We start from the raw sequence: 23,689 nt of genomic DNA, 5'->3' as shown, positions 1-23,689 counted from the left end.
GAAGTGGGTACCGGTTCGCGTAAAGAAAACGCGTCAAACGACAATTTGGAAGTGATGGAGAGATTTTTGTGAGTACGCAAAAAGGGCCCACGCTGGCGGTGTTGCCGGTGGCGAAGGATGAGGTGCCGGCTTCGGGCTTGCAGATCCTGCAGCCGAGCGGCTGGCCGGTGCCGAAAGGTTACGCCAACGGCATGGCCGCCGACGGCCGGCTGGTGGTGACCGGCGGCGTGATCGGCTGGGACGCCAGCAACGTTCTGGCCGATGGCTTCATCGCGCAGGTGCGCCAGACGCTGGAGAACATAGCCGCGATCCTCGCCGAGGGCGGCGCGAAGCCTGAACACCTCGTGCGGCTGACCTGGTACGTTGTCGACATCGAGGAATATCTGGCGAACCTGAAAGCGCTCGGAAAAGTCTATCGCGAAACATTTGGCGCGCATTATCCGGCGATGGCGCTGGTACAGGTGGTACGGCTCGTCGAGAAGGCCGCACGGGTCGAGATCGAGGCGACGGCTGTGGTGCCGCGGTAACTTTCTCCTTCGTCATGGCCGGGCTTGACCCGGCCATCCACGACTTCCTTGCGCAGCGCAACCAAAGACGTGGATGCCCGGCACAAGGCCGGGCATGACGGAGTAGCTGGACAGCGCGCTCCTATTTTGTCCAGCTCTCATCACCTGCTGAGCGTCTGGTGTGAACTCGCCCCGCGCTTGATCGCTTCCCAATCGTAAAGCATCGGCACCATTTCACCTTTCGCCCATGTCGCGTTCTGGTTCGCGTAATGCGGACTGGCCGGATGGCCCGACGCGCCATGGAAGACGATCCACCGGCAGTTGTTCCATGCGCCGACGTCGAAGACGTAACGGGACAATGCGGACGAGGTGGCCTGGAAGCCGAGCTTCATCGAATATCCCGCCATGAATACGCAATCATTGTCGCCGGAAATCTTGGCGCAATCCTTGTCGAGCTGGCCGGCATAGTCGGGGAAAGCGACCGAGAGTGCGTGCTTGAGCTTTGGCGTATGCAGCGTGCCCCAATCGGCGGTCGGCGCATTCTTCGACACCGTGACCACGGCCTCGCGCAGCAGCTCATTCCAGGTCGCGCCCTTCAACAGGCTCTCGTCATTGCTGCGCAGCAGTTGCGGCAGCGTCCACCAGAACTGGACTTCCGGAAACAGGCCCGGAGCCACCTTGGTGAAATCGCTCTCAGTGGTCTTGTCGAGCCCCGATCGGCGCAGCGCGAGTTTTGTCAGTTCCAGCCGGACGGCGGAATAGGCCGCGGCCGCGACCGAGTCGCCGCGCATCTCGCCATCCCAGCCGAGGATCAGGTCGCACAATTGCTTCGTCTGCGCCGGCAGCCCGATCGCGCGCAGGCGTTCACGGATTTCGATGGCGGGAATGCTGAGGAGGTCGCGGTGAATCGCCGGCATCTGCTCGGGCGAGGGCCGCTTCAACTCCTTGAGCCGCAGCCAGATACGGCGGGTGCGGTGCGGCGGCATCGGGTCGGTCGAGAGATATGGTTCGCGCTCGGGCTCCACCACGCGATTGTTGGCGGTGACGATCATTCCCTTATCCGGCGCGATCGTGTGCGGCATATCTTCGAACGGCACCATGCCGTCCCATTCGTGCTCGCCGGTCCACCCCGGTACCGGCAGCCAGCCATTGGAGCGCGGCCGCTTCGGCACCAAGGCGCGTACGCGATGGCCGATTTTGCCTGACGTGTCGCCGGCGACGACATTGTGGTCCAACAGCGCAAAGCCGCGCGTCGCTTCGTATAACTGCTCAACCGATTTGGCGCGCAGCATCCGCACCATGCAATCGAATGACGAATCAGGCACCGCGAACTGCACGGATTTCAGCGCCAGTGCGGTGCCCTTGTTGGGATCACCCGCAATAACGGGCCCATGTTGGGTCTCGACCACGTCGATCGTGACGTCATTGCCGTTGCGCACCTTGATGGTCTCGGGCCGATGCGTCGCGGGCAGCATCTCTTCTTTAAAGCGATAGTGGCGGGCGTCGGTGTCGAATTGCTCGACATAGAGATCGTGGATGTCGACAAAGGCATGCGTCACGCACCAGGCGACGTTGGCCGTGTGTCCGAAATGCGGGAAGCCGGGCACGCCGGGGACGGTGAGGCCGATGACGTCGAACTCATCGCAGGCGAGATGCGCCTGTGCGTACATGTTCGGCATCTCCAATAAACGGTGCGGATCGCCGGCGACAATCGCCCGGCCGGTCGATGTGCGTTCAGCCGAGATCGCCCAATTGTTGCTGCCGCCGTCGAGTTCGGCGCCCATCTGCTCCTGCGCGGTCGCCAGCAGCGCAGAGATGCCGGGCTTGAGATCGGCAAGAACAGCCGCGAGCCGCTTGCCTTCCACGCCCGGCGGCACGCACAGCAGATCGCTGCCGCCATCATCGAAACGCAGCTTGGCGATGTTGTCGGCGCCGACGATCGGCAGCGCCGCGGCGCGCCAAAGTTTCCACCACACCGATCCCATCAGGAATCCGATCTGCCGCATCACGGCGATGGAATGCCAGGGCTCCCAGGCGACAGGTTCGCAGCCGAGGATTTTGTATTCGACCGGCCATCGGCGCAGCGCGATGAACGCGTTGACGCCGCGCGCGTACGCCAGCAGCATCGCCTTGGCCTCGTCGCCGAGCAGGGCGTAGTCGCGGCGCGAGGCGGCGTCGCCATTCATCTGCCGGGCAATCACATCACCGGCAACAGCGCGGGCGCCGAGCCATTCGGCATAGCGGCCGGTGCCACGCCGCAGCAGCGCCTCCATCTGCCAGAGCCGGTCCTGCGCCTGTGCAAACCCGAGCCCGGCAAATGCATCCTGATAGGTGCCGCCGCGGACATGCGGAATGCCCCACGCATCGCGCCAGATGTCGACAGGGCCGAGCAGCCCCTTCACCTGCGCCGGGCTGACATAGTCCGGCAGGTGATCGGCTGGGTTGATCCGGTTGGAGGTTGCGGTCACAGGGCGCTCCCGGGTTTTTCTGATTTGTTGTTCTTGCGACGGACGCATCATACGCATGCGCGCATGCAAAGCCATGCCTGATAGCTGCGCCGGAACGGGCACGCATTTCGTCGGCACCTTGCCGTTGTTCGCGTGCGATGCTTTGATGGCGGGATGGAGCCTCCCCCTTCATCGAAGCCGGGAGCCACCACGTCTGTGGCACGAGAGAAAAACAATAAGCGCACACAAGAGGACGCCATGAACAAGCCAGCTGCGGTATTGAGCGAAACGCAGAGTGCGGATGCGATGTTGCGGGCGCGAGCCCAGCGCGTGGTGCCCGGCGGCATGTGGGGACATCTCAACGCCGCGCGGCTGCCGGAAGGCTATCCGCAGTTCTTCGCCTCCGCCGAGGGATGCCGGGTGCGCGACGTCGACGGGCGCGAATATATCGACTTCATGTGCAGCTGGGGGCCGGTGCTGCTCGGCCATCGTCACCCTGAAGTGCAGGCGGCGGTCGAGGCGCAGGCTGCCCTGGGCGATTGTCTGAACGGCCCGGGCGAGGTCATGGTGGATCTGGCCGAAGATTTCGTTGCGATGGTGCCTCATGCGGATTGGGCGATGTTCCAGAAGAACGGCGGTGACGCCACCACGGCCTGCGTGACCATCGCGCGGGCCGGCACCGGCCGGCGCAAGGTGCTGGTCGCCAAGGGCAGCTATCACGGCGCGCTGCCCTGGTGCTCGCCGAGCGTGGCCGGCGTCACCAGCGAAGACCGCGCGCATCTGCTGCACTTCGAATACAACGACGTCACGAGCCTGCAGGCGGCGGTCGATGAAGCGGAAAAGGATCTTGCCGCGATCCTGGTCACCGGCTTCCGGCATGACATCGCCCGCGATCTCGAATTGCCGACGCGAGAATTCGCCGCCGCTGCACGCGCCGCGTGCGACGCCGCTGACGCCGCGCTCATTCTCGACGAGGTGCGCACCGGGCTGCGGCTCGATATCAGGGGAAGCTGGGAGGCGCTCGGGGTGCGGCCGGATCTGGCCGCCTGGAGCAAGGCAATCGCCAACGGCTACGCGCTGGCGGCAGTGACCGGCAATGACAAATTCCGCGAGGCGGCAACAAAGGTGTTCGTGACAGGCTCGTTCTGGTGCGGCACCGTGGCGATGGCGGCGGCACGGGCGACACTGCGGATCGCGCGTGAAACTGATGTGCCCGGGCAACTCCGCACCATGGGCTTGCGGCTGCGCGAGGGGCTGGCGTCGCTGGCGAACCAGCACGGCGTCGCGATCCGGCAGAGCGGCCCGCCGCAGATGCCGCTGATGCTGTTCGACGCCGATCCGGATGTGAAGAAGGGCCGGGCGTTCTGTTCAGCCGCCCTGCGTCACGGGGCGTTCTTTCATCCCGTGCACAACATGTTCCTGTCGTCGGCCCATCAGGCTGCCGATATCGACGCGGCGCTGGAGGCGGCCTCGCACGGCTTCAAAGCGGTCCGCGCGCTTACCTAGTTGCTTTGCGGCTATTTCAGCGCCTGCAAAACCTGATCGAGTTTTTCGACCAGCACGTCCGCATGCGCAGTGGTGAACACCAGCTGCGGCCGGATCTTGAGAACGTTGGCTTGCGGACCGGCGGCGCTGATCAGCACGTGCCGCTCGCGCAACATGTTGACGACAGCTGCGGTTTCGCTGGCGGCCGGCGTTCCGGTGGGGCCGCCGTGCCGCAACTCCACGCCAAAGAACAATCCGGCGCCGCGCACCTCTGATATCAATGGGTGGCGCGCCTGCAGTTGCCGAAACTGTTCACGCAGATAGCCGCCGACGCGCTGTGCATTCGCAAGCAAGCCTTCGGACTCGATCACTTCGAGTACGGCTATTCCGGCCGCCGCAGAGACGGGATTGCCGCCAAAGGTGTTGAAATAGCGTGAGCGCGCGCCGAATTCGGCCAGCACTTCCGGACGTGCCGCCATGCCGGCGACCGGATGGCCGTTCCCCATCGGCTTGCCCATCGTGACCAGATCGGGAATGAGACCGTGGCGGGCAAAACCCCACATCTGCTCGCCGGTGCGGCCGAAACCGGGCTGCACTTCGTCCGCGATAAAGATGCCGCCGGCCGCACGCACCGCTTCGACGGCGGGGCGCAGGAAGCCCGCGGGATCGGCGAACACGCCGTCGCTGGAGAAGATCGTGTCGACCAATAGTCCGGCCGGGCGAATGCCGTTTTTCTTCATGTCATCGAGCGCGCCGCGCACGTGCCGCGCAAAAATCTCGCCGGTGTCGTCGCCGGCGGAGCGCGGCGCCGGTACCAGCCGGGCGTGGCTGTCCTTCGCCAGCGGCAGCCCGAGCGAAGGTGACAGTTCGGCCAGCGCGCTGGTGACGCCGTGATAGGCGGTTTCCGTCACGATGAAGCCGGTGCCGCCGGTGCAGGTGCGGGCCACGCGCAGCGCAAGGTCGTTGGCCTCGCTGCCGGTGCAGGTGAACATGATCTGGCTGATCTCGGCCGGGAAGGTGGCGAGCAGTTTTTCGGCATAGTCGAGCACGGTTTCGTGCAGATAGCGCGTATGGGTGTTCAGCACCGCGGCCTGCCGCGCAATCGCTTGCACGACGTGGGGATGCGAGTGTCCGACCGACGCGACGTTGTTGTAGGCGTCCAGATAGGCATTGCCTGCGGGATCGTAGAGCCACACGCCTTCGCCGCGGACGAATTGCACGGGTTGTTCGTAGAACAGCCGGTAGGCCGGTCCGAGCAGGCGCTTGCGCCGTGCGATCAAGTCGTTGGCCGAAGCGGTCTCATGGTTGGTGGACATCGGTTACTCCGAATTGCAGGCAGACTGAATCTGCTGCCGGGCCTGGGCCCGGGGAATACCAGCGATTCGCTGCAATCTGCCCCAGGCCGCCGGATTGTTGCGTAGAATATAGTCCCGATTCCCGGGATAGCGGATGGCCCGCCAGCTGCTGATCACGATGGTCATGACCATGCGGGTCGCGATCAGGTCGAACAATATCTCGAATTCGGTTCCGTCGAGCGGCGTGACCGCATGGTAAGCCGCGATCATGTCGCAGGCGGGCGCGAGCGGATCGTTGCCATCGACGACCTGGTACGCCGCGGTCACGGCAAGGTCGACGACCCGGGCGGTCGACGTCATGTCGCCAAAGTCGATGATCCCCGCGATGCGCTCGCTGTTGGCGGAATCGACGACGATGTTGTGCGGGTTGAGATCGTTGTGAAGCGGCTGTTTGGGCAGGCCCGACAACACGGGAAGGGCGTCAGTCTCGAACCGGTCGAGGGTGCGTTCTACCAATGTGCGCCGGTCGGCCGGGACGGCGTCGATCAATGGACGCAATTCGGCGGCGTGCTGAAGGTCCCACAGCAGCTTGTGGTTGGCGCCGGGATGCCGGAAGTCGCGTAGGCCACGCGCCATCCGTGCGGCACATTGGCCCAAGTCGCGCCGCAGCGGCGTTGAACTCTCGACGGTGTGGAAGGGCGTTCCGGCAAGAAACGACAACAGACGCACGACCCGCGTCGAACCGTCGTCGAAGCCGATATCGAGTTCGTTGGCGCCGTTCAACGCCGGAAAGATACGCGGCACCGGCAGGCCGGGGTCGGCGGCGGCCAGCTGCACCAGGGCTTCGGTCTGCAGATTCGTGACCGCGCGATCCTCTGTGGGGTTCGCGATCTTCAGCACATATTCGCGGCCATCCGACGTCCGCAGCCGGAAATTCTGATCGCGCTCGCTGTCGAGGCGACGCACCGTGACGGGCAAGCCGTAATGTTCGGCCGCCAGTTCCTTGGCAAGCGATTCCGGAATGCTTGACGCGGCGCGCAGGCCATCGATCGGATGTGCCGCGTCAATCGCGGGAGAGGAGTCTGGCACCGCAGTGTCCTTTAGGCCGTGATCCCTGGGGCGTGCGACCGGTCAATAGCCGCGTTGGCGGTCGATGGCGTTTGGCGGCCGTCGGCCGGTTTGTATCGCGTCGGCGGTTGCGACGACCGTGGTCGCAACGGCCTCGACCCGGACTTCGCAGGCGTCGTGTGGCGTCACGACGATTTTGGGATGATGCCAGAACGGGTGCGCCGGCGCCAGCGGTTCGGCCGCAAACACGTCGAGCGCGGCGCCGTCGAGTTGATCGCTCTCCAGCGCGGCCAGCAGGTCGGCATCGACCAGATGTTCGCCGCGACCGACCTGGATGAGGTAGCCGCCGCGGCGCATGCGGGCGAACAGTTTTGCGTTGAGAATGCCCTGGGTCTCCTGCGTCAGCGGCAGGAGGTTCACCAGCACCTCGGTTTCACCGAGCATGGCGGCGAGGCCGGCGGCGCCGTGGAATCCCCGGACGGTGGCGGGTGTCGCCTTCGCCGTCCGGCTCCACACCATGACCGGGAAACCGAGCTGCGCAAGGTCGGCGGCAACGCGCTGGCCGATTTCGCCGTAACCGAGGATGCCGATCGGCACGTCCTGCGCGGCACGCTGCGGGAGGCGCTTCCAAATTCTGTCACGCTGCTGGGCCAGATAAATTGCAAAACGCCGCTGATGCGAGATCACATGCCAGATGACAAAGCCTGACATCGTCTGCGCCTGCAGGGGATCGACGATGCGAACGACGTCGATATCCGGCCGCAGGCTCGGGCAGGCGACAATATTGTCGACGCCGGCACCGAGCGAACAGACCGCCTTCAGGTTCGGGTAACGCTCAAAGGCGTCGGCCGGCGGATGCCATGCGATCGCAAGGCTGATGTCCGCGTCGGACCCGTTGCCGCGATGATCGACGATTTCGATGCGGTCGGCGATGCGAGCGAATTCTGTTCCGAGGTAGTCTCTGATATCGAGGCTGCTGCTGACGAGCGCACAACGCATCGTTCACGCCGCCTTGGAGGACGAAATCTGGCCGGGCACAGCGGCAAGAAGTTCGCGCGTATAGGGGTGCTCGGGGGCGGAGAATAGCGCCGCGGCGGGTCGGAGTTCGACGATCGATCCGCGCTGCATCACCGCGATCCGGTCGCAGATCTGGGCTGCCACCCGCAAATCATGGGTGATGAACAGCATCGACAGCCCAAGGCGCGTCTTGAGGTCTTCGAGCAGGTTCAGAACCTGCGCCTGCACGGAGACGTCGAGCGCGGAGACGGCCTCATCCGCCACCAGGATCTCCGGATCGAGCGCCAGCGCCCGCGCGATCCCGATCCGCTGCCGCTGGCCGCCGGAGAATTCGTGCGGAAAGCGTTCCATCGCACTCGCATTGAGGCCCACCAGACCCAGCAATTCATGGGCGCGTTGTCGCGCCGCCGCAGGCTCCGCGCCGTGCGCGATCGGGCCATCGGTAATGATGTTGCCGACCTTGCGGCGCGGATTGAGCGACGCGAACGGGTCCTGAAACACCATCTGGATGCGCTTGCGCTGCTCGCGCAGCGCCTTGCCGTTGATGCGCGTCAGGTCGGTTTCGCCAAGGCGAACGGTGCCGCGATCCGGTTCGATCAGGCGCATGATCAGGCGCGCGATGGACGATTTGCCGGAACCGGATTCGCCGACCAGGCCAAGCGTCTCGCCCTGAAAAATGTCGAAACTGACTTCCTTGGCGGCCTGGACACTGCGCGTCGGCTGAAACCAGCCGCCGCCGCTGACATAGGTTTTTTCGATACCGATCACCTCGACCACCTTCGGCCGTTCGAGCCGGGAAACGCGCGCCGGCGGCTGCAGCTTCGGAACGGCCGCGAGCAGCGCGCGGGTATAGGGATGTTGCGGACGCTGCAGCACGTCGTCGGCTGCGCCCTGTTCGACCACCTTGCCGTGCTGGAGCACGACAACGCGATCGGCGATATCGGTGACGACGCCGAAATCATGGGTGATGAACATCACGGCCATGTTGCGGCTGCGTTGCAGGTCGCGGATCAGTTTCAGAATTTGCGCCTGCGTGGTGACGTCGAGTGCGGTCGTCGGCTCATCAGCGACCAGCACCGCCGGTTCGAGCGCCAGCGCCATCGCGATCATCGCGCGTTGCCGCTGGCCGCCCGAGAGCTGGTGCGGATAGGCGCGCACGCTGCGCTCAGGATCGGGCAGGCCGACCTCTCGCAGCAGGCTGAGCGCCTTTTGTCTTCGCTCCTTCGGCGTCAACAGGCCATGCGCCTCGAACATCTCGGCGATCTGGTCGCCGATCCGCATCAAAGGGTTGAGCGCCGTCATCGGCTCCTGGAAGACCATCGCAACGCGACGGCCACGCAAGCCCAGCCAGCCATCCGCGTCGAGGGTCAGCAGGTTTTGTCCGCCAAAGCTGATCTCGCCGGCCTCGGCGATCACGGTGTCGGGCAGGAGGCCCATCAGGGCATGCGCGCACATCGATTTTCCGGAGCCGGATTCGCCGACGACGCAAAGGATCTTGCCGGCGGTGAGCTCGAACGACACGCCATCCACGGCGTAAGCGCGGTCGCTGCCGGGCGGTAGCGCCAGCTTGAGGTCCTTGATGACTACGGCGGCTTCAGACATGCTCAGCGCCCGTCCTTGTTGAGACGCGGGTTGAGCGCATCGTTGAGGCCTTCGCCGATCAGGTTCAGCGCCAGCACCGAGATCAGGATGGCGACGCCGGGAAACACCGTGATCCACCAGGCCTGGCGAATGACGGTGCGGCCGGCGCCGACCATGTAACCCCATGACATCAGATTGGGATCGCCAAGGCCGAGAAACGACAGCGACGATTCGAGCAGGATCGCGGTGGCAACCATCAGCGACGCCAGCACGATGACGGGGGAGAGGGCGTTGGGCAGGATCTCGCGCCAGATGATCCAGCTGTTGGTCTGTCCGGTCACGATCGCGGCCTGGACATATTCGCGGGTGCGCAGCGACAGCACCTCGCCGCGGACGAGGCGCGCCACCGGTGGCCAGCTGACGATGGCAATCGCAATCACGATCGAGACGATCGACGGCTGCAGCACGGCGACCAGCACGATCGCGAGCGCAAAGCTCGGCACGGTCTGGAAGAATTCGGTGAAGCGCATCAGGGCGTCACCGATCCGGCCGCCGAAATAGCCGGCCGCAGCGCCCACGGGAATACCGACCGCTAGCGCCGCCAGCGTCGAGACGAGGCCGACCAGCAGCGAGACGCGGGCGCCGTAGATGATGCCCGCCATCACGTCGCGACCGAGCGCGTCGGTGCCGAGCGGCAGGCCGGCCAGCGTGAACGGCGGCAGGAACGGCCGCTGCACCATGCGCCAGGGCGAAGTGGGAAACACCAGGGGACCGAACACAGCAATTACGATTGCGACCGTCAGGATCACGAGGCCGATCAGGCCACCGGGATTGCGGAGCATCAATCTCCAGAACTGTCTCATGCGGCGAACTCGATGCGGGGATCGACCGAGCGGTAGATCAGGTCGGTGATCAGGTTGAAGGCCAGCACCATCGCCGAACAGACCACGAAGACGCCGAGCAGCAGATTATAGTCACGCTGCAGCAGCGCCTCGTACATCAGGCGGCCGATGCCGGGCCAGGCGAACACGGTTTCGGTCAGCACGGCGCCGCCGACCAGCGTGCCCGCCTGCAAGCCCGCCAGCGTCACCACGGGCAGCAGCGCGTTTCGCAGCACGTGGCGGCGCTGGATCACGGCATCGCGCAGCCCCTTGGCGCGCGCGGTCTTGACGAAGTCGAGCCGCTTGACCTCGAGCATCGAGGCGCGGGTCATGCGGGCGTAGGTGGCCATGAAGAACAGGCCGATCGTCGTCGCCGGCATGATCAGATGGGCGCCGACATCCAGCACGTGAGCGAGCCCGGTGTAACCAGCGCCCACCGTCTCGTAGCCAAAGCTGGGCAGCCAATCCATCGTCACCGAGAACAGCAGGATCGCCATCAGCGCGACCCAGAACAGCGGCGTGGCGTAGAAGATCAGCGCCAGCACCGTGATAAGGGTGTCGGTCCAGCTGCCGGCGCGGCGCGCCGCCAGCGTTCCGAACAGGACGCCGAACGCGAGTGAAATCGCAAACGCGGTGCCGGTCAGCAGCAGGGTGGCCGGAAGCCGGTCCATAATCAGTTTCGAGACCGGCATCTGCTGGCGGAAGGAGAAGCCGAGATCCAGGCTGACGATGCCCTTGACGTAGAGATAGAGTTGCACCGGAAGCGGCTTGTCGAGGCCGAATTTCTCGCGGAGCTGGGTCAGGAAAATCTGGTCGCTGGCACCGGCTTCGCCGGCCATCACCAGTGCCGGATCGCCCGGCGCCATCCGGATCAGGAAGAAGTTCAGGACGACGATGGCCAGCAGGACGATGACGGCCTTGCCTATGCGCTGGGCAATGAATGCGAGCATCGTGTGGATTTCCGCTTCGAAGCTTGGTGTTGAAGTGTCAGACCGCGGCGCAGCACCGGAGGCGCCGCGGTCCGATGTCAGGCGTTACTTTTCGATCCACGCATCGCGAAAACCGTCATTGACGCCGATCGCGGTCGTGACGAGGTTCTTGACGTTGCAGCGGCTGATGGTGGGGAACTGCAATTCGAGCAGCCATGCCACCGGCACGTCGTCGGTCAGGATTTTTTGCGCCTTGGCGTAGATCTCCTGGCGCTTGGCATCCGGGAAGGCGACCGCGCCGTCGGCGAACAGCTGATCGATCTCCGGATTGGAATAGCCTTCGACGTTGTTGAACGGATTGCCCTTGACGATCTGGCTGGTGACGTAGTTGCGGCTGACGCCCAGTGCTGGATCGCCATACTGATAGAGATAGGTGAAGGCGATATCGTAATCCCAGTCGGAGGTTTTCTGATTCCAGCCGGGAACATCGGTCGCGACCATTTCAATGTTGATGCCGACGTCCTGCAGATTTTGCTTCACGGCCTCGGCCCAGCGCTGCCAGGTTTCGCCATAGGGCAGCGGCAGCAGGCGAACCTTCTCGCCATTGTAGCCGGCCTCCTTCAGGAGCGCCTTCGCCTTCGCCGGGTTGAAATCATACTTCGTCACCGCATCGGTGTAGTACTTGATCGCAGAGCCGGACGGGCCGGTCGCCACCTTGCCGAGGCCGTTCCAGATCACGTCCTTTGCAAAATTGCGGTCGATCGCGAACATCACGGCTTGACGGAATTTCTTGTTGGCCGTCGGGCCGGAGCGGTTGTTGAGCCACAGCCATGAATGCGGACTGAAGAATTCCCAGCCCGCACCGGTGACGCAGACATTCTTGAGTTTGCTCAGGCGGGGAACGTCGAAATTCTCGACCGAACCGCCCGGCAGCACGTCGATCTTGCCGGTCTCGAACGCCACCGACCGCGCCGCGGCGTCGGGAATGACGTGCCAGTAGATCTCGTCGAGGTTGGGCTTGCCCTTGATATAATAATTCGGGTTCTTGACCAGCTTGATGAACGACCCCTTCTGCCATTCCTTGAACATGAAGGGGCCGGTGCCGATCGGCGTATTGTTGGCCGGGTTGGTCTTGAAATCGGTGCCTTCGTAGATGTGCTTTGGAATCATCGGCATCGAGCCGACCTCGAAGATGCCGATGAACGGCCCGAATGGTTGCTTCAGCGTGAATACGACGGTCTGGTCGTCGGGCGTCTCGATCTTGTCGACCTGGAGCAGGTTGTTGCGCCCGCGGGGATGGGTTTGCTTGAGGAATTCGATCGAGAACACCACGTCGGCCGAGGTGAACGGCTTGCCGTCGTGCCAGGTGACGCCCTTGCGGAGCTTGAAGGCGTAGACCTTGCCGTCTTCGCTGACGCTCCAGCTTTCGGCGAGACCCGGCAGCGGCTCCAGCTTCGGGCTGTAGCGCAGCAGGCCTTCGTAGATGTTGCCGGACACCATCTGGGTCGGGCCGTTCTGCACCAGGCCCAGCATCAGGCCGGGAGGTTCGGGCTGGATCACGGCATTGACGACGCCGCCGGCTTTCGGCTCTTGGGCAAAGGCTGTGCTGGTAAAGGCTGTGCTTGAAAGGGCGCCTGCCACCGCAAGACCCATTACAAATTGCTTCAGCATGACATCTCTCTCTTGATCGCCTGAGCGGCGTGCGTTGCGTTGAAGTTTGAGTGGGGGCTAGTTCATGAAGTCCGGATCTGACCGTTCCAGCATCCGCTTGAAGGCGACCCATTCGATGTCAGGAACACCGTTGAGTTCGATGCTGTCATAGAAGGTCTCGTATTGACCTGCGGTCTTGCGGGCGACGCTTGCCGAGAGCGGCACGATCTCGGCGCCAGCGCCCTGAACCGCGAGCTGCGCGCGGCACGAGCGCTCCAGATTGTGCATCAGCTTGAACGCCTCGGCGACGGAGCGCCCGCAGGTGAGCATGCCGTGATTGCGCAGAACCATCACGAACTTGTCGCCGAGGTCGGCGACCAGGCGCTCGCGCTCATCCAGATCGAGCGCGATGCCTTCATAGTCGTGATAGGCGAGGCGGTCGGTGAACTGCATCGACCATTGATTGAGCGGCAGCAGTCCCTGCTTCTGGCAGGACACCGCGACGCCGGCGACGGTGTGGGTATGCAGCACGCAGGCAGCATCCGTTCGCGCCGCATGCACGGCGCTGTGAATAGTGAATCCGGCCGGGTTGATGCCGAGGTTCATCGGGTCGTCGATGACGTTGCCGTCGATATCGACGGTGACCAGATTGGACGCGGTGACTTCTTCAAACCGCAGGCCGTACGGGTTGATCAGAAAGCGGTCATGGCTGCCCGGCAGCCGGGCCGAGATATGGGTGTAGATGCTGTCGTCGAGGCCGAGCCGGTGAATCAGCCGGTAGGCGGCGGCGAGATCGATCCGGGCTTGCCGGGTTCCGTCCTTGATGGCCGGAGGCGGTACGTGGGCTGTCATAATAGGAATGCACCTCTTGGAACTGTTCCAATGGTTGCATCGCAACACGGCTCATGACAAGACTAAACTGTCGACAATCGACGATTAAATAATGTACAAGTGGTAAACCGGCTCAAAACCTGACGAGAACGGGCCAAAACGGACCATTTTGATGCGCACACTGTCTCCGCCGGTCGGGCTGCCAGCCCTCGCCGACACCGATCTTGTCGGTCAGGTCGCCCGTCTTCTGACCCAGGCGGTGGTCGAAGGCCGGCTGGCGCCGGGTTCCAAAGTCGTGGAAGCGGGGATCGCGCGGGAGCTTGGCGTGAGCCGGGCCCCGGTGCGCGAGGCCGCGCGGCTCTTGGAACAGCAGGGACTGCTGGTGGCCAGTCCGCGCCGCGGCTTCTTCGTGCGCAAATTCGCCGCCGACGATATCGACGACATCTATGACTTGCGGCTGTGCGTCGAGCGGCACGCGGCCGTGCTCGCCGCGCGCAACCTCACGCCGGAGACGCGCGACATGCTGCGGCGGCAGATCGACGTGCTGCACGAGACCGCTGATATCGAGGATCCCGCAAGGCAGGTGGAGGAGGACTATCGCTTTCACCGCCTGATCTGCGAGATCGCGGCGAACCGGCGGCTGTTGCGGTTGTTCGACGATCTCGCATCGGAAATGCGCATGGTGATCGGCCTGATCGGCCGGCTGTACGACGATCCGCATGAAATCGCCCGGACACACGAACCCGTGTTAGCTGCCATCGAACAAGGCCATCCCGAACGGATCGTGGCGCATATCGACTATCACATCGGTCATGCGTGGCGCGAAGTCGGAAAACTCGTGCGGGAGATTCCCGCTTAGCCGGCGGCGCACGTTGGTGCGCCAGATTTCATTTACAGAAAACAGGAGTATTCGCGTGAAGGCCGTCTACACTGAACTGCACCGCAGCCACGATCCGCAATTCTTTCTGGTGCGCGGTATCATCCAGCGCACCACCGAACAGCCCGAACGCGCCGACCGGCTGCTCGCGGGATTGAAGGCCGGCAAGCACGAACTGGTTGCGCCCACCATGTTCGGGCAGGGCCCGCGTGCAAGGATTCACAGTCCGGAATATCTCGGCTTTCTCGCCGAAGCATGGGAGGCCTGGTCCGCGCTCGGCAATGCCGGTCCGGAAATGATCGCCAACATCCATCCGGTGCGCCACGCCGCGACCTACCCGACCCATATCGTCGGCCGGCTCGGCTGGCATACCGCCGATACTGCCGCTCCGATCGGTCCGGGTACCTTTGCTGCGGCTTGCGCGGCAACGGATGTGGCGACAACGGCGGCCCAGCTTGTCCTCGACGGCGAAGACGCGACCTATGCGCTCTGCCGTCCGCCCGGTCATCACGCCTACCGCGATATGGCGGGCGGCTTCTGCTTCTTCAACAACAGCGCGATCGCGGCTGCGCATCTGCGCCAGCGCCATGAACGTGTTGTCATACTCGATGTCGATGTCCACCACGGCAACGGTACGCAGGGCATCTTCTACGAACAACCCGACGTGTTTACGGTTTCGATCCATGCCGATCCCACGTCGTATTATCCGTTCGTCTGGGGTTATGCGCATGAGCGCGGCGCGGGTCCGGGTCTCGGCGCCAACCTCAATATTCCTTTGCCGATCGGCACCGGCGATGACGGCTACATGGGCGCGCTTGGCGTTGCAAAGAAAGCCATCGATGCCTTCGCGCCCGGCGCGCTGGTCGTTGCACTTGGCCTCGACGCATCGGAGCATGATCCGTTGGCAGGCCTCGCCGTGACCACGCCCGGCTTCCGGCGCATTGGCGCCGCTATCGCGCGGCTCGGGCTCCCGACCGTGTTCGTTCAGGAGGGCGGATACCTCTCCGACATTCTAGGCGCCAACCTGACATCCGTTCTCGCCGGCTTCGAAGAAGCCCGCTAGGCCGCGCGCCTTTCTGATATCGACGACTTCAGGAGACGGAATGAATCTTCCGTCTCCTTTTGTACTTTCGCCACCGCTTCCAGCTTCACGGGGCCATAGCCGCGAATGTCCATCGGTGCGGCCGCTATCCTGGCCAGGCGTTCGATGGTGTCAGGTGAAATCCACGGCGTGAGATCGGTCACGAGCCTTTCGTACCAGTCGATCAGGCCGCGCTCCATCTGGCGCTCGTGCGTATAGCCGAACACGTCCAACGCGGTGCCGCGCAGGAATTTGAGCCGCGCCAGCATCCGGAATGGTGCCTGTATCCATTGCCCGAATTGACGCTTGAGCGGCCGGCCGCGCGCGTCCTTTCCGGACGACAGGACCGGCGGCGCCAGATGATACTTGATCGCGAAGTCGCCCTCGAACTCCTGCCGCAGCTTTTCCTGAAACCCGGTTTCCATGTGCAGCCGCGCCACCTCGTACTCGTCCTTGTAGGCCATCAGCTTGAAGAGGGACCGCGCGACGGCGCTCGTTAGCGCCTGCGAGCCGGGTACGTGGCGTTCCTCGGCGGCGCGGACTTGACCGACGAATTTGAGGTAACGATCGGCATAGGCTGCATCCTGATAGGCGGTGAGGAAGTCGACACGGCGAGAGATGACTTGGTCCAGCGTCTCTTCCTTTTTGGTCTGCCCTAATAGCGACGTCACAAAATCACGATCCGCTGTGGCGAGCCGTCCGCCGGCAAAAGCCTGCTTGTTCTGTTCGATCGCAACGCCATTCAACTCGATCGCGCGCATCAGCGCTTCCGAACTCACCGGCACCAGGCCCTGCTGCCACGCCGCTCCGAGCATGATCACATTGGCAAAAACCGTGTCGCCGAACAGCGCATCGGCCAGCCGGTTTGCGTCGAGGCTGCTCATATTGTCCAACCCGACAACACGTTCGAGGTGCCGAAGTCTCGCCACCGCCTCCAGGCTGGCATCGCGATTGCGCACGATGTCGCCGGTCGGCATCTCGGCCGTGTTGACGACAGCGCGCATGCCCGGTCCATAGGCGCCGGACGCCTTCGGCGAGGAACTCACCACGATGTCGCATCCGATCAGCGCGTTGGCGGCGCCCTGGTCGATCCGGACCTGATGGATATCGTCGGGCCTGTTCGAGAGCCGGATGAAACTCAGCACCGGGCCGAATTTCTGCGCGAAGCCGGTGAAGTCGAGCACCGACGCACCCTTGCCCTCCAGATGCGCCGCCATCGTGATCAACGCGCCGACGGTGATGACGCCGGTGCCGCCGACGCCGGTCACCAGCAGGTTGAACGGTTTTTCGAGGGAAACGAAGTTTGGCTCGGGCAGCGCCGACGTGCGGGCCATCGCATCGATGCCGGCTCCCCGTTTCTTGCGGCGGGTCGCGCCTTCGACAGTGACAAAGCTCGGGCAAAAGCCGTTGACGCAGGAAAAGTCCTGGTTGCAGGTCGAGAGATTGATCTGGCGCTTGCGGCCGAACGGCGTCTCCTTTGGCTCGACGCTGAGACAGTTGGACTCGACCGAACAATCGCCGCAGCCCTCGCAGACGAGATCATTGATGACGGCGAACTTCTTCAGCTCGGGCGCCTGGCCGCGCTTGCGCTTGCGTCGCCGCTCGGTGGCGCATTCCTGTTCATAAATCAGGACGGATACGCCGTGGATCTGCCGCAGTTCGCGCTGTACGGCATCCAGCTGCGCGCGGGGATGGATCGTTACGCCTTTGGGGAAATCGCTTTCGTGCAGTTGATCGGGCGCGTCGGACACGATCGCAATCCGCGTCACCCCGTTGGCGCGAACTTCGTGGGCGATGGCGGTGACGCTGATCGGCCCGTCGACGGGCTGGCCGCCCGTCATCGCGACCGCATCGTTGAACAGGATCTTGTAGGTGATGTTGGCCTTGGCGGCCACGGCCTGGCGGATCGCCATCGATCCCGAGTGATAGTAGGTGCCTTCGCCGAGATTCTGGAACACGTGCTTGCCGCCGGTGAAACGCGAGGAGGCGATCCAGTTGACGCCTTCGCCGCCCATCTGGATCAGCGAACTCGTATCGCGATCCATCCAGCTCGCCATGAAATGACAGCCGATGCCGGCCAGTGCCTGCGACCCCGCAGGCACCTTCGTTGACGTGTTGTGCGGACAGCCCGAGCAAAAATAGGGTGTGCGCGTTGCGCCTGATATGTTGATGATCTCCGCACTTGGGCGGAGCAGTTTTTCGGCGCGCGATGTGAGGTCGAGGCCGGGGAATATCAAGTCAAGCCGCTTGGCGACGATCGGCGCCAGCAGCCGCGGCGACAACTCGCCGACCCAGGGCACCAGCGGATCATTGTTTTCATCGCTCTTGCCGGCCATGTGTTCGGGCTTGTGGCCGGGATAGTCGTAGAAATATTCCTTGAACTGGCTTTCGATGATGCCGCGTTTTTCCTCGATCACGAGGATCTCGCGTTTCTCCCGGACGAATTCCAGTGCGTCGTGATGTGCCAGCGGCCACACCATCCCGACCTTGTAGATATCGATGCCAATCCGCCGGCATTCGGATTCGGTTAAGCCCAGGAGTTGCAAGGCCTCCATCAGGTCGAGATGAGCCTTGCCTGTCGTGACGATGCCGTAGGTGGCGTCGGGGATGTCGTAAATCCGGCGATCGATCGGGTTGGCGGCGGCAAAGGCGAGCACTGCGTTCTTCTTGGCTTCCAGCCGCTGCTCGATCTGCGGCCCGGGAAGGTCCGGCCAGCGGTAGTGCAGGCCGCCCGCGGGCGGTTCGAATGCCGGCGGATTGAACAGGCGGCGCGGCGGCAGTTCGACCGAGGCGCAGGACTCGACCGTTTCCGAGATCGCCTTGAAGCCGACCCACATGCCGGAAAAGCGGCTCAGCGCGTAACCATACTCGCCGAAGGAAAGATATTCGGCCACGCTTGACGGGCTAAGCGTCGGCATGAACCACGCCATGAAGGCGACGTCCGACTGATGCGGCATCGATGACGACACGCAGCCATGATCGTCGCCGGCAACGACCAGCACGCCGCCATGCGGCGAGGAGCCGTAGGCGTTGCCGTGCTTCAAGGCATCGCCGGATCGATCGACGCCGGGGCCCTTGCCGTACCAGAGGCCGAACACCCCATCGACTTCGCGCGCCGGGTTGGTTTCGACCTGCTGCGATCCCAGCACGGCGGTGGCGGCGAGGTCTTCGTTGACGGCGGGGAGGAATTCGATGCGCCGTTCGCTCAGCAGTTTTTCGGCGCGCCAGAGTTCCAGATCGACGCCGCCCAGCGGCGAACCGCGATAACCGGAGACGAAACCGGCCGAGTTGATGCCGTCGGCAGAATCGCGGTCGCGCTGGTCGAGCAGGATGCGCACCAGCGCCTGCGTGCCCGTCAGCAGCACACGTCCGCTCCGGCGCGTGTATCGGTCCATCAACGCGTAATCGTCGAGGTCTCTGCCTGTCGTCAGGGTCTGGGTCATGTCGGCCTCCCGCCGTATCAGGTCGGTGAAAGTGTCGACCCGATCGGGTGGAAGAGCTGTTCTAATTGTTCGATATTTCCGTCTGTTATGGTAGAAACTACCAGCAGTAACGTATCGTCCGGTATGATCTGCCAAGGCAGTCCAGGAAAGGCTCATCATGATTGAAGGACAGGATCGACGATTGCTGACCCATCTCCAGAAAGATGGCCGCCGCAGCAACCAGGATCTGGCTGACGACGTCGGCATGTCGTCTTCGGCGTGCTGGCGCCGGGTGCGGGCGCTCGAAGAGTCCGGCGTCATTACCGGCTATGCGGCGCTGGTCGATCGGGAACGGGCCGGCTTCCTGACCTCAGCCATTCTGCATGTGTCGCTCGATCGCCACGACACGACCTTCGTTACCCAGTTCGTCGCGCGCGTGAAACGGCGCCCCGAGGTGCTCGAGTGTTTTGCGACGACGGGGGATGCCGATTATCACCTGCGCGTCGTCGTCGCCGACATGGCCGCCTACAACCGGTTTCTCGACGAGTTCATGTTCAAGATTCCGGGCATCCGTCATGTCCGGACCAACGTCATCCTCAAGGAGATCAAGTGCGACGTCGCGCTGCCATTCTGAGAGGGGGCCGGGAACCATCGCTGCCGCAGAACGTTTGTCTTTCGAATTTCGAAAGCCTGTTTTTTCACGGGAGAGCAAAATGATTCGTGCTGCCGCAGCAATTCTCGTGGGATCGTTGGTCATTGGACCTGCGGCCGCGCAATCGACGACGCCCTCGAGCGAAAAGCCGGAGACCAGTTGCACGACAACGGGCTCCGCGACCTCGGGACACGGCGATGAAAAGACGTCGAATTCGATGGCCGTGGAAAAGAGCGCGATCCTGCCCGACGCCGGCGGCGCCGATTCGGCCGCGCCCACCGTGCAGAGCGGCGGCAAGCCCATGGTGGTCCGGAAGGACTGCCCGCCGGATTCCAAGCCGAAGGGATGAGCGCATCGACGCGCCTTGCGAATGCTCGTTCTGCCTTCGCTAAAGAGCCGGCGCGAGGATGATGCCGGCCTGCCTGTTGTGAGAAGTACGTTCGATCAATCGCACTGCTCGTAGCCGGACGATTTGCATTTCTGCGCCTTCTCGCGCGCTTCCGTGACCTGTTGCGGGGTCAGCTCCTTGGTGAGCAAAGCGAGATCCTTCTTGGCCTCGGCATTGCCCTGCGCAGCCGCCACTTCATACCACATATAGGCACGAACGGTGTCGGGCGATTCCTCGCCGCTGGCCCTGTAGTAGAGGCTGCCGAGCAACGTCTGGGCTTGGGGGTTGCCTTGCTTGGCGGCGAGCCGGCTCCACTTCCGCGCTTCCTTTTCGCTCTTGGGAACGCCGAGGCCCATCCTGTGCATCACCGCGACCTTGTATTGCGCGATGGCGTTGCCTTTTTCCGCGAGCGGCCGGAACAGCTTGATCGCCGCCGCATACTGCTTTTTCGCAAACGCGGCCGTGGCTTCCTTCAAGCTGTCGGCATGGGCTGCGGGTGCGTGGGCCGTCACAGCGAACATGAGGATCGCGGTCATTAATCCCAGATGTCTCAATATGCGCACGATTTGCTCCCCTAAATGCTTTGAAGAAAAAATTATGACTCTCTCGTATCTCGAAAATCCGGGCGGCACAATCGCGTGGCGATCCCGCAGCTTCGCTGCGATGCAATGAACTCGTTCACTCAATGATAATGCGAGGTGGCGGCCGGCTTGCCGCGCCGGAGGTGATCGTCGTCCAGACATCGCGGGCGATCGCGATGTAGTGGCGCGCATGAACGCCATCAGGTTCGGTCGCGACCACCGGGCGGCCATCGTCTGAGGTCTCGCGAATCTTGATATCGAGCGGTATCTCGCCGAGATACGGAATCCCGCGCCGTTCGGCCTCCTGCCGTGCGCCGCCATGGCCGAAGATCGGCGTGAGCTTCTGGCAGGCCGGGCAGCAGAACGCCGACATGTTTTCGATCAGACCCAGGATCGGGATGTTCACCTTCTCGAACATCGCGATGCCGCGCCGCGCGTCGATCAGCGCGATGTCCTGCGGCGTGGAGACAATCACCGCTCCGGCCAGCGGCGCCTGTTGCGCCATCGTGAGCTGCGCGTCGCCGGTGCCCGGCGGCAAATCGATGACCAGAATATCGAGATCGCCCCACGCCACCTCGCGCAGCAATTGCGTGATCGCCGAGATCACCATCGCCCCGCGCCAGATCATCGCGAGGTCTTCCTCGACCAGAAAGCCGATCGACATCACCTTGACGCCAAACCGCTCCAGCGGCTCCAGCATGCGCGGGCCGACCTGGCGCGGCTTGCCGCGCAGCCCGAACAGTTTTGGCTGCGATGGGCCATAAATATCGGCATCGAGGATACCGACTTTCAGCCCGATGGCAGCAAAACCGAGCGCGAGATTGCACGCGGTGGTGGATTTGCCGACGCCGCCCTTGCCGGACGCGACGGCGATAACGTGCTTGACGCCGGGAATGCCTGACGCGCGCGACGTCGCGCCGGCTGCAGGGGCAGGCTGGGTGGCGGACACGGCGGGCTCCTTACGATCCAACGGGATCGCCCTTCTTGCCATCGCGCGCGCGCAAATAATCTTCCGTCGACATCACCGGCGGCCGCTGCGGCGCCCCGTGCGGGTCAAAACCCTCATTGACCACGGCTTCGACGCGACAATCCGCGCACATCTTGATGACATCGATCCGTTTGGCGTTGGCGCCCTGGAACATCCAGTGCTTCTCGCCGAGTTTTGCCAGTACGCGTTCTATCGAACTTTTGGTCCCGAACGGCTTGCCGCAGGCGATGCAGTTGAACGGTTCTTCCTCCTTCAGAACGCGCAGCGGCGCATTCCATGCCGCAAAATCCAGCCGCGGCTCGAGCGTGATGACTTTTTCCGGGCAGGTCGCTTCGCAGAGCCCGCACTGCACGCACAGGCTTTCGGTGAAGCGCAGCATGGCACGATCGGGATTGTCCGATAGCGCGCCGGTCGGGCAGGCGGTGACGCAGGCGTGACAGAGCGTGCAGCCTTCGACATTGAGATTGACGCCGCCGAACGGCGCGCCCGGCGCAAGCGGGACGCTATCCACCGGCGCGGGTGCCGCGAGGTGAAGTTCGCGAAACGTCGTTTCGAGCACGCTGCGTTTGGCGCCGCGCGGCACGAAACCGGCCGGCTTTGGCGTCGCGACGCCGCCTGGCGCCGCATCGAGCATTGCGCGCAGCTGGTCCGGATCGTCGGTCTCGAGGATGCGCACCAGGCCTGCACCGAAGCCGAGCGCGGCAACCACGGTGTCGGATGTCCCGGCGGTCCGGCGCAGTCCGGCAATATCGTGCTTGGGTTTGCCGCGAGTCAGGATCGCGACACCACTGCCGCCATAGGCGAACACCGCCGCGATACTCTCCGGTCCGAGCTGCGTCACTTCATTGACGCGCAGCGGCAGCACATGGGCCGGCAGTCCGGCGCCGAACCTTGCCAACGCGTCGATCAGTGCGTCGCCATGCTCGCCGTCGTGGAACAGCACCATCGCGTTGCTGCCGCCTGCCTTGCGATAGGTCTGCAACAGCGTGCGCAATCGCCGCATCAGGGCGTCCGCACTGGGCAGTGCATATGAAGCCGCTCCGGTCGGGCATACCGAAGCGCAGGCGCCGCAGCCGGCGCAGACATTGGCGTCGATCGCGACGGCCTTTCCGTTCGGCGTGATCGCCCCGGTCGGACAGAGATCGAGGCAGCGCGTGCATCCGGTGATGCCGGAGCGCGAATGGGCGCACAGCGCTTCCTCGAATTGAATGAAGCGCGGCTTGTCGAAGGTGCCGACCAGATTGCCCGCATCCGCGATCGCGCGCTCGACGGCGGCACGGTCGCGCGGATCGGCGCGCAGATATCCCGGACGCAGTTCGTGCGCGGGAAACAGCGGCGTACCGCCGCTGAGATCGAGGATCAAATCGCAGGTCGATGTTGCGCCGTTGCGTGCGGGGCCGAACACCAGTTTGGCGCGCGAAGACGGCAGCGGCAGCGCATAGTCGTCGATCCCGAGCTCAAACGCGCCGAGATGACCGCGCGCGTTGCGGATGGTGCCCTTGAGCACCGGAAACTCATTGCTCCGGCGCGGCATGACGTCGCCGGGCTTGCTGAGCAGCACGGTGATGTCGAGACGATCGGCGAGGCGCTGCGCGGCGTCGATGGCGAGTTCGTCGCTTCCATAGATCAGCGCGACGCCGCTGCTCTCCATCGTCACCAGCGAAATCGGCGGCATGTCTTCCTGCGCGGCCGCGATCAGCGCCGCGGCTTTCGGACCGGCCGCCGCCGCATCATTCGACCAGCCGCCGGCTTCGCGGATGTTGGCAAAGGTGAGCTGGGCTTGCGGGAAATCCTCGGCGACTTCGCGGAACAGCGGCGCTTCCTGCGTGCAGGCCACCGTGATCGGCGCGCCGTCGGCAAGCGCTTGCTTGAAGCGGTCGAGTTCGAGGCCGCAGAGCTGGTTGGCTTGCGTGATCTTCCCGGCGCAGCCACGGTTGATCGCGGGCACGTCGAGCGGCATGGTCTTCTCGCAACTGCAAATCAGAAGATGAGACGCCGTAGCCATCGTTA

18 protein-coding genes and 1 pseudogene are annotated in these 23,689 nt (G+C 63.8%); 6 read left to right on the top strand and 13 right to left on the bottom strand.

Going from position 1 to position 23,689, the window contains the following annotated elements; all coding sequences use genetic code 11:
* Window positions 1–68: 68 nt before the first annotated feature.
* Entirely contained in the window at window positions 69–527 is a 459-nt protein-coding gene (locus JQ629_RS11735) for a RidA family protein (RefSeq protein ID WP_212412786.1), read from the top strand.
* Between the two features lie 140 nt (window positions 528–667).
* Here JQ629_RS11735 and JQ629_RS11730 read toward each other — a convergent pair whose 3' ends face one another.
* Window positions 668–2,974 carry a penicillin acylase family protein gene (locus JQ629_RS11730; RefSeq protein WP_349631253.1) on the bottom strand — a complete coding sequence of 769 codons (2,307 nt, stop codon included), beginning with the start codon at window positions 2,972–2,974 and terminating at the stop codon, window positions 668–670.
* Window positions 2,975–3,211: 237 nt separating this feature from the next.
* On the opposite strand from JQ629_RS11730, the gene JQ629_RS11725 reads away from it, so the two are divergent.
* Complete coding sequence (locus JQ629_RS11725; protein ID WP_212412785.1) at window positions 3,212–4,459, top strand: aminotransferase class III-fold pyridoxal phosphate-dependent enzyme; 1,248 nt, start codon at window positions 3,212–3,214, stop codon at window positions 4,457–4,459.
* A gap of 11 nt (window positions 4,460–4,470) precedes the next feature.
* Here JQ629_RS11725 and JQ629_RS11720 read toward each other — a convergent pair whose 3' ends face one another.
* The 8 genes from JQ629_RS11720 to JQ629_RS11685 all read right to left on the bottom strand — a co-directional run bounded on the left by JQ629_RS11720 (window position 4,471) and on the right by JQ629_RS11685 (window position 13,711).
* Window positions 4,471–5,754: an aspartate aminotransferase family protein gene (locus tag JQ629_RS11720; RefSeq protein ID WP_212412784.1), complete on the bottom strand. Its 1,284-nt coding sequence runs from the start codon at window positions 5,752–5,754 to the stop codon at window positions 4,471–4,473.
* Between the two features lie 3 nt (window positions 5,755–5,757).
* The gene (locus JQ629_RS11715; protein ID WP_212412783.1) at window positions 5,758–6,822 is read right to left on the bottom strand and encodes a phosphotransferase; all 1,065 of its coding nucleotides are present in this window, start codon (window positions 6,820–6,822) and stop codon (window positions 5,758–5,760) included.
* A 42-nt stretch (window positions 6,823–6,864) separates the two neighbouring features.
* Window positions 6,865–7,800, bottom strand: a complete 936-nt coding sequence (locus JQ629_RS11710) for a 2-hydroxyacid dehydrogenase (RefSeq protein WP_212412782.1) — start codon at window positions 7,798–7,800, stop codon at window positions 6,865–6,867.
* A gap of 3 nt (window positions 7,801–7,803) precedes the next feature.
* On the bottom strand, window positions 7,804–9,420 hold the full coding sequence (locus JQ629_RS11705) for an ABC transporter ATP-binding protein (RefSeq protein ID WP_212412781.1): 1,617 nt from the start codon (window positions 9,418–9,420) through the stop codon (window positions 7,804–7,806).
* 2 nt (window positions 9,421–9,422) lie between these two features.
* A complete protein-coding gene (locus tag JQ629_RS11700) occupies window positions 9,423–10,262 on the bottom strand; it encodes an ABC transporter permease (protein ID WP_212412780.1) in 840 nt (279 codons plus the stop codon).
* Complete coding sequence (locus JQ629_RS11695) at window positions 10,259–11,230, bottom strand: ABC transporter permease (RefSeq protein ID WP_212412779.1); 972 nt, start codon at window positions 11,228–11,230, stop codon at window positions 10,259–10,261. Before JQ629_RS11695 ends, JQ629_RS11700 begins: the two co-directional genes overlap by 4 nt.
* An 84-nt stretch (window positions 11,231–11,314) precedes the next feature.
* On the bottom strand, window positions 11,315–12,880 hold the full coding sequence (locus tag JQ629_RS11690) for an ABC transporter substrate-binding protein (RefSeq protein ID WP_212412778.1): 1,566 nt from the start codon (window positions 12,878–12,880) through the stop codon (window positions 11,315–11,317).
* A gap of 57 nt (window positions 12,881–12,937) precedes the next feature.
* Window positions 12,938–13,711 carry a class II aldolase/adducin family protein gene (locus JQ629_RS11685; protein WP_212035264.1) on the bottom strand — a complete coding sequence of 258 codons (774 nt, stop codon included), beginning with the start codon at window positions 13,709–13,711 and terminating at the stop codon, window positions 12,938–12,940.
* Window positions 13,712–13,862: 151 nt separating this feature from the next.
* On the opposite strand from JQ629_RS11685, the gene JQ629_RS11680 reads away from it, so the two are divergent.
* Window positions 13,863–14,549 carry a GntR family transcriptional regulator gene (locus tag JQ629_RS11680; RefSeq protein ID WP_212412777.1) on the top strand — a complete coding sequence of 229 codons (687 nt, stop codon included), beginning with the start codon at window positions 13,863–13,865 and terminating at the stop codon, window positions 14,547–14,549.
* A gap of 55 nt (window positions 14,550–14,604) precedes the next feature.
* Window positions 14,605–15,630, top strand: a complete 1,026-nt coding sequence (locus JQ629_RS11675; protein ID WP_212412776.1) for a histone deacetylase family protein — start codon at window positions 14,605–14,607, stop codon at window positions 15,628–15,630.
* On the opposite strand, the gene JQ629_RS11670 is transcribed toward JQ629_RS11675, so the two are convergent.
* On the bottom strand, window positions 15,627–19,091 hold the full coding sequence (locus JQ629_RS11670; RefSeq protein WP_212412775.1) for an indolepyruvate ferredoxin oxidoreductase family protein: 3,465 nt from the start codon (window positions 19,089–19,091) through the stop codon (window positions 15,627–15,629). The genes JQ629_RS11675 and JQ629_RS11670 overlap by 4 nt on opposite strands.
* A 157-nt stretch (window positions 19,092–19,248) precedes the next feature.
* On the opposite strand from JQ629_RS11670, the gene JQ629_RS11665 reads away from it, so the two are divergent.
* Window positions 19,249–19,704: an Lrp/AsnC family transcriptional regulator gene (locus JQ629_RS11665; RefSeq protein WP_212412774.1), complete on the top strand. Its 456-nt coding sequence runs from the start codon at window positions 19,249–19,251 to the stop codon at window positions 19,702–19,704.
* A 79-nt stretch (window positions 19,705–19,783) separates the two neighbouring features.
* Window positions 19,784–20,071: a hypothetical protein gene (locus tag JQ629_RS11660; protein ID WP_212269099.1), complete on the top strand. Its 288-nt coding sequence runs from the start codon at window positions 19,784–19,786 to the stop codon at window positions 20,069–20,071.
* A gap of 95 nt (window positions 20,072–20,166) precedes the next feature.
* Here the strand turns inward: JQ629_RS11660 and JQ629_RS11655 are convergent, their stop codons facing one another.
* The 3 genes and pseudogenes from JQ629_RS11655 to JQ629_RS11645 all read right to left on the bottom strand — a co-directional run bounded on the left by JQ629_RS11655 (window position 20,167) and on the right by JQ629_RS11645 (window position 23,684).
* Window positions 20,167–20,673, bottom strand: a complete 507-nt coding sequence (locus tag JQ629_RS11655) for a tetratricopeptide repeat protein (protein WP_349631252.1) — start codon at window positions 20,671–20,673, stop codon at window positions 20,167–20,169.
* Window positions 20,674–20,788: 115 nt separating this feature from the next.
* A pseudogene (locus JQ629_RS11650) lies at window positions 20,789–21,688 on the bottom strand (Mrp/NBP35 family ATP-binding protein); the annotation flags it as partial.
* Complete coding sequence (locus JQ629_RS11645; protein WP_249134980.1) at window positions 21,651–23,684, bottom strand: 4Fe-4S binding protein; 2,034 nt, start codon at window positions 23,682–23,684, stop codon at window positions 21,651–21,653. The pseudogene JQ629_RS11650 and the gene JQ629_RS11645, both read right to left, overlap by 38 nt.
* Window positions 23,685–23,689 lie beyond the last annotated feature (5 nt).

Source organism: Bradyrhizobium sp. AUGA SZCCT0222, from assembly GCF_018130205.1.
Classification (GTDB): Bacteria; Pseudomonadota; Alphaproteobacteria; order Rhizobiales; family Xanthobacteraceae; genus Bradyrhizobium.
The sequence above is the reverse complement of the archived record's forward strand: the minus strand, read 5'-3'. Positions and strand labels throughout refer to the sequence as shown.

Excerpts from the sequence above, each read along its gene's own strand:
- JQ629_RS11700 (WP_212412780.1), bottom strand. The coding sequence starts at position 10,262 with ATGAGACAGTTCTGGAGATTGATGCTCCGCAATCCCGGTGGCCTGATC.
- JQ629_RS11705 (WP_212412781.1), bottom strand. The coding sequence starts at position 9,420 with ATGTCTGAAGCCGCCGTAGTCATCAAGGACCTCAAGCTGGCGCTACCG.
- JQ629_RS11695 (WP_212412779.1), bottom strand. The coding sequence starts at position 11,230 with ATGCTCGCATTCATTGCCCAGCGCATAGGCAAGGCCGTCATCGTCCTG.
- JQ629_RS11645 (WP_249134980.1), bottom strand. The coding sequence starts at position 23,684 with ATGGCTACGGCGTCTCATCTTCTGATTTGCAGTTGCGAGAAGACCATG.
- JQ629_RS11670 (WP_212412775.1), bottom strand. The coding sequence starts at position 19,091 with ATGACCCAGACCCTGACGACAGGCAGAGACCTCGACGATTACGCGTTG.
- JQ629_RS11685 (WP_212035264.1), bottom strand. The coding sequence starts at position 13,711 with ATGACAGCCCACGTACCGCCTCCGGCCATCAAGGACGGAACCCGGCAA.
- JQ629_RS11725 (WP_212412785.1), top strand. The coding sequence starts at position 3,212 with ATGAACAAGCCAGCTGCGGTATTGAGCGAAACGCAGAGTGCGGATGCG.
- JQ629_RS11680 (WP_212412777.1), top strand. The coding sequence starts at position 13,863 with ATGCGCACACTGTCTCCGCCGGTCGGGCTGCCAGCCCTCGCCGACACC.
- JQ629_RS11690 (WP_212412778.1), bottom strand. The coding sequence starts at position 12,880 with ATGCTGAAGCAATTTGTAATGGGTCTTGCGGTGGCAGGCGCCCTTTCA.
- JQ629_RS11665 (WP_212412774.1), top strand. The coding sequence starts at position 19,249 with ATGATTGAAGGACAGGATCGACGATTGCTGACCCATCTCCAGAAAGAT.
- JQ629_RS11710 (WP_212412782.1), bottom strand. The coding sequence starts at position 7,800 with ATGCGTTGTGCGCTCGTCAGCAGCAGCCTCGATATCAGAGACTACCTC.
- JQ629_RS11660 (WP_212269099.1), top strand. The coding sequence starts at position 19,784 with ATGATTCGTGCTGCCGCAGCAATTCTCGTGGGATCGTTGGTCATTGGA.
- JQ629_RS11720 (WP_212412784.1), bottom strand. The coding sequence starts at position 5,754 with ATGTCCACCAACCATGAGACCGCTTCGGCCAACGACTTGATCGCACGG.